Here is a 5071-nt window from a genome sequence, read left to right as displayed (position 1 = left end):
ACCGTCTGATCGCCAGACGGCGTGCCGCAGTCGAGACCACCTTCGCCACGCTCAAGAACCGCATGAAGCTGACCACGATCCGCTATGTCGGGCTGGCCAAAGCCACTGCCCAGGTGACGTTAGCGGCGATTGCCTTCAACATGCGCCGATGGGCCGCCATCACAGGATAGGTGCGCCCGCAGTCCGGCCCCACGAGGCCGAACCGCCGCCCGAAACTCCAAACCAGACACAAGAACTCACGAATACGGGCGACATTCCCGCAATCCCGCTCTCATCCGCGCTCTGCTGCAATTACACAACAGGCCCACAGGGGGAGAAGGGGGAGCTTGCATCACCTTCGCCTTGCCAAACCCAACCGCGCTGCTATTCTTGCTGCTAAAATAATTTCACACACAGGCAAACTTGTTTCTCGAACCGCAAGGCTGAGATGAGCCAGTCGCCCTACCCCACAGTGACAGCCGGACCGCCGCGCCCGAGCCTCATCCTGAGGCCCGGCCAGATCGCGCTGCCGCCGGGCATGGAGCGTTACACGATCCAGGGCAATGGTGCGGTGCTGATCGAGGTCGAGGCCGGCGACACCTTCACCGTGCGCAACGTCGAGGGCGGCCAGGCGTGCGAACTGCTGGCCTGGGACATCGCAGGCACCACCGATCCCGGCATCTTAGGCGAGAAGTCCAACAGCAATGCCGCCGGCATCAAGGCTTTGTTGACCGAGGCCGATGACGGTATCGGCGCGTTGCGGCGCGGCATTGCGCGCCGGCAGGTGCAGCTCGACCAGGCCAAGGCTGTGCGCGTGTTCGGCGCCACCACGCCTGCCGGCACGGAACAGGCTTTCACCATCACACGCGACGGCTCGATGATCATAGCCGCGCCCGGCGGGCCGATGCTGGTCGATGGCCATGACACGGCGACACCGCTCACCGTCATCGTGCGTCGCGCCACGGTGCGCCTGAAATCGAAGTCGCAATTGGCCGATCCGCTCGCCGATCCGGTGCTCGACCTGCGCGTTCATTCGGCGACGGCTGAATCCTATTTCGTCAAGGCCGGCGACTATCTGCAGATCATCGATGTCGACGGGCGCCAGTGCACCGACTTCCAGTGCTTTTCCGCGCGCAAGCTGGACAAGGGCCTCGACCATCCGCTCGACGTGACGACGACCCGAACACTGATGGGCGCAAGCTACCCGATGCCTGGCCTGCATTCGAAATATTACGACCAGGACATGGAGCCGCTGGTCGAAGTCGTGCAGGACACGTGCGRCCGGCACGATGCCTTCGCGCTCGCCTGTGCCGCCAAATATTACGACGACATCGGCTATCCCGGCCACACCAACTGCTCGGAGAATTTCAACGGCGCGCTGGCCGGCAAGGGTGTCAATCCTCGCGCCGGCTGGATGGCGATCAACTTCTTCTTCAATACCGCGATCGACGCGCATGGCGTCATGGTCTCCGACGAGCCATGGTCGCGCGCCGGCGACTATGTGCTGCTCAGGGCGCTGACCGACATCGTCTGTGTCTCCTCCGCTTGCCCTGACGATACGACCCCGGCCAATGGCTGGGACCTGACCGACATCCATGTGCGGACCTATTCCGGCCAGCACAAATTCTCGCGAGCGATCGCGAGACGCATGACGCCCGATTCGGAACCGAAAATGACCCGCGAGACCTCCTTCCATTCGTCCTTCGCCAAGCACACCCGCAACTTCTCGGAATACAGGGGCTACTGGCTGGCCAATTCCTTCGCCAAGGAGGGCCCCATCGCCGAATACTGGGCCTGCCGCCAGGACGCCGTGATCATGGACCTGTCGCCGCTGCGCAAGTTCGAGGTGACCGGCCCGGATTCCGAAGCGCTGCTGCAATACACGCTGACCCGCGACGTCAAAAAACTCGGCGTCGGCCAGATCGTCTATTCCGCCATGTGTTACGAGCATGGCGGCATGATCGACGACGGCACGCTGCTCAGGCTCGGCAAGGACAATTTCCGCTGGGTTGGCGGCGACGATCTGTCCGGCGAATGGCTGCGCGAGACCGCGAAGAAGCTTGGGCTCAACGTGCTGGTGCGCTCGTCGACCGACCAGATGCACAATGTCGCCGTGCAGGGGCCGAAGAGCCGCGATATCCTGAGAGAGGTGATCTGGACCTCGCCGCTGCAGCCCTCGATCGATGAGCTCGAATGGTTCCGTTTCGCCGTCGCCCGCATCGGCGGCGGCAATGGCATTCCGGTGGTCGTCTCGCGCACCGGCTATACCGGCGAACTCGGCTACGAGATCTGGTGCCACCCGCGCGACGCGGAAAAGGTGTTCGACGCCATCTGGGAGGCCGGCCAGCCGCATGGGCTGAAGCCGATGGGCCTGCAGGCGCTCGACATGGTGCGCATCGAGGCCGGGCTGATCTTCGCCGGTTACGAATTTTCCGACCAGACCGACCCGTTCGAGGCGGGCATCGGCTTCACCGTGCCGCTGAAGAGCAAGACCGATGATTTCATCGGCCGCGAGGCGCTGATCCGGCGCAAGGAGAACCCGCAGAACAAACTGGTCGGGCTCGACATCGACAGCAATGTCGCCGTCGGCCATGGCGATTGCGTCCATGTCGGCCGCGCCCAGATCGGCGTCGTCACGTCAGGCATGCGTTCACCGGTGCTGAACAAGAACATCGCGCTGGCGCGGCTCGACGTCACCCACGCCGCCATCGGCACGGAGGTCGAGATCGGCAAGCTCGACGGCCATGCCAAGAGGCTGCCGGCGCGAGTCGTCGCCTTCGCCCATTACGATCCGCAGAAGACCAGACCGCGCTCCTGAGCACTGCCTTCCGGACAGGCAGAACCGCTCATCAGCAGCGCTTTGAGGCGTATTGTTGCGTGCGCGCGCGAGCGTGATGTGCACGGTTTCACAAAACGCTTGACGTCAAAGCGCGCCGGATCAATCTTCACTCTTAAGAAAAAAATACGACTGAGTGGAAACACCGGAGTCGTTCGGTCATGTGCCGGGGAGCAAGCTTCGCAAAGCCGAGGCATCGCCGGCGGGGAACACTGAAAAAAGGGGAAGTTACTGACATGAGCACTATAAGCACGGCCCTGGAGCAGCCTGCCGAAAGCAAGCTGCACAGGAATATCGACTGGCGTGGCGCCTTCTGGGTCGCAAGCGGCGTTCCGGCGCTGGTCCTGTTCTCGATCGGCGGCATTGCCGGTACGACCGGCACACTGGCCTTCGCGATCTGGATCGCCTCCATGATCATGGGCTTCCTACAATCCTTCACCTATGCGGAGATCGCCGGCCTGTTCCCGAACAAGTCGGGCGGCGCCTCGATCTATGGCGCCACCGCCTGGCTGCGCTATTCCAAGTTCATCGCGCCGCTGTCGGTGTGGTGCAACTGGTTCGCCTGGTCGCCGGTGCTATCGCTCGGCTGTTCGATCGCCGCCGCCTATATCCTCAACGCGCTGGCGCCAGTGCCGCTGTTCACCGAGACCTCGGCCGAGGTCGTCGCCTATATCGCGGCGCATGCCGGAACGGCGCCCGCCGACGCGATTGCCGCGGTGACGACAGCCGCAACGCCGGCAATCCGCAACTGGACGCTTTACAGCCACACGCTGGGTCCGGTCTCCTTCACGCTGAACGCGACCTTCTTCATCGGCGCCGTGCTGATGCTGATCATCTTCTCGATCCAGCATCGCGGCATCCTCGGCACCGCCAATGTGCAGAAGTACATAGGCCTGCTGGTCATCATCCCGATGCTCATCGTCGGCGTCGTGCCGATCGTCACCGGCCAGATCAACTGGGCGAATTTCTCGCCGCTGGTGCCGCTGGCCGCCGCCTATGCGCCCGAGCCGGGCGCCTGGAACATCGCCGGCTGGACGCTGGTGCTCGGCGGCATGTTCATTGCCGCCTGGTCGACCTACGGCTTTGAAACCGCCGTCTGCTACACATCCGAGTTCAAGAACCCGGGCACCGACACTTTCAAGGCCATCTTTTATTCCGGCCTGCTCTGCATGCTCTTGTTCATCCTGGTGCCCTTCACCTTTCAGGGCGTGCTGGGCCTCAACGGCATGCTGGCGACACCGATCGTCGACGGCTCCGGCGTTGCAGACGCTCTGGCCGGCATGGTCGGTGGGGGCGCGCTGATCCACAGCCTGCTGGTGATGCTGATGATCCTGGCGCTGGTGCTGTGCATCATGACCGCCATGGCCGGTTCCTCGCGCACGCTCTATCAGGGTTCCGTGGATGGCTGGCTGCCGCGCTACCTCAGCCATGTCAACGAGCATGGCGCGCCGACGCGGGCGATGTGGACCGAACTCGTCTTCAACCTGATCGTKCTGGCGATCGCCTCGGCYGAYGCGACGAGCTTCTTCTTCATCCTCGCCGTGTCGAAYTGCGGCTACATCATCTTCAACTTCCTCAACCTCAATGCCGGCTGGATCCACCGCATCGACAACGGCCAGATCGCGCGGCCCTGGAAGGCGCCGAGCTGGCTGCTCGGCATCGGGGCGATCTTCGCCTATGTCAACGCCATCTTCATGGGCGCCGGCGCCAAGGTGTGGAACCCGATGGCGCTGTGGGCCGGACTGATCACCGCTGCGCTGATCATCCCGGTGTTCTGCTTCCGCCACTACATCCAGGACAAGGGTAAGTTCCCCGACCACATGCTGGCCGATCTCGGCATGACGGGAGCCGACCTCGCGGTCAAGAAAGCCGGAATGCTGCCTTACTTGACGCTGGTCGCCGGCGTGGCGGTGATGCTGATCGCCAACTGGTACTTCGTCATCTGACATCGCCAACCGATAAAAACGGGCGCGCTTCGGCGCGCCAGTTTCTTTTTTTGCGCCAAGACGTCAGCCGGCTTTGCGGATAGCCGCTTCGGAGCCTTCGAAGAACCGGTTGGGAGGCCGCTTCAGGCCGAGATTCTCGCGCAAGGTCGTTCCCTCATACTCACGCCGGAAGAGCCCTCGCCGCTGCAGTTCCGGCACCACCTTCTCGGCAAAATCGTCGAGCCCGGCGGGTAGATAGGGAAACATGATGTTGAAGCCGTCGGATCCCTCAGTCACCAGCCACTCCTCCATCTCGTCGGCAATGGAATGG

At 63.1% G+C, this 5071-nt stretch carries 3 protein-coding genes and 1 pseudogene; 3 read left to right on the top strand and 1 reads right to left on the bottom strand.

Annotation, left to right across the window (positions count from 1 at the left end; translation table 11 throughout):
• From AC1DX0_RS30840 to AC1DX0_RS30830, 3 genes are all read left to right on the top strand, one after another.
• A partial coding sequence (locus AC1DX0_RS30840; RefSeq protein ID WP_477358220.1) for a transposase occupies positions 1-170 on the top strand: 170 nt, incomplete at its 5' end.
• A gap of 257 nt (positions 171-427) precedes the next feature.
• Positions 428-2797: a DUF1989 domain-containing protein gene (locus AC1DX0_RS30835; protein WP_477358217.1), complete on the top strand. Its 2370-nt coding sequence runs from the start codon at positions 428-430 to the stop codon at positions 2795-2797.
• A 254-nt stretch (positions 2798-3051) separates the two neighbouring features.
• Positions 3052-4761 carry an APC family permease gene (locus AC1DX0_RS30830; RefSeq protein WP_477358214.1) on the top strand — a complete coding sequence of 570 codons (1710 nt, stop codon included), beginning with the start codon at positions 3052-3054 and terminating at the stop codon, positions 4759-4761.
• Between the two features lie 63 nt (positions 4762-4824).
• Here the strand turns inward: AC1DX0_RS30830 and AC1DX0_RS30825 are convergent.
• A pseudogene (locus AC1DX0_RS30825) lies at positions 4825-5071 on the bottom strand (LLM class flavin-dependent oxidoreductase); the annotation flags it as partial.

This window comes from Mesorhizobium sp. P3_A9 (assembly GCF_056402975.1).
This window is presented reverse-complemented; position numbering and strand designations above follow the sequence as displayed.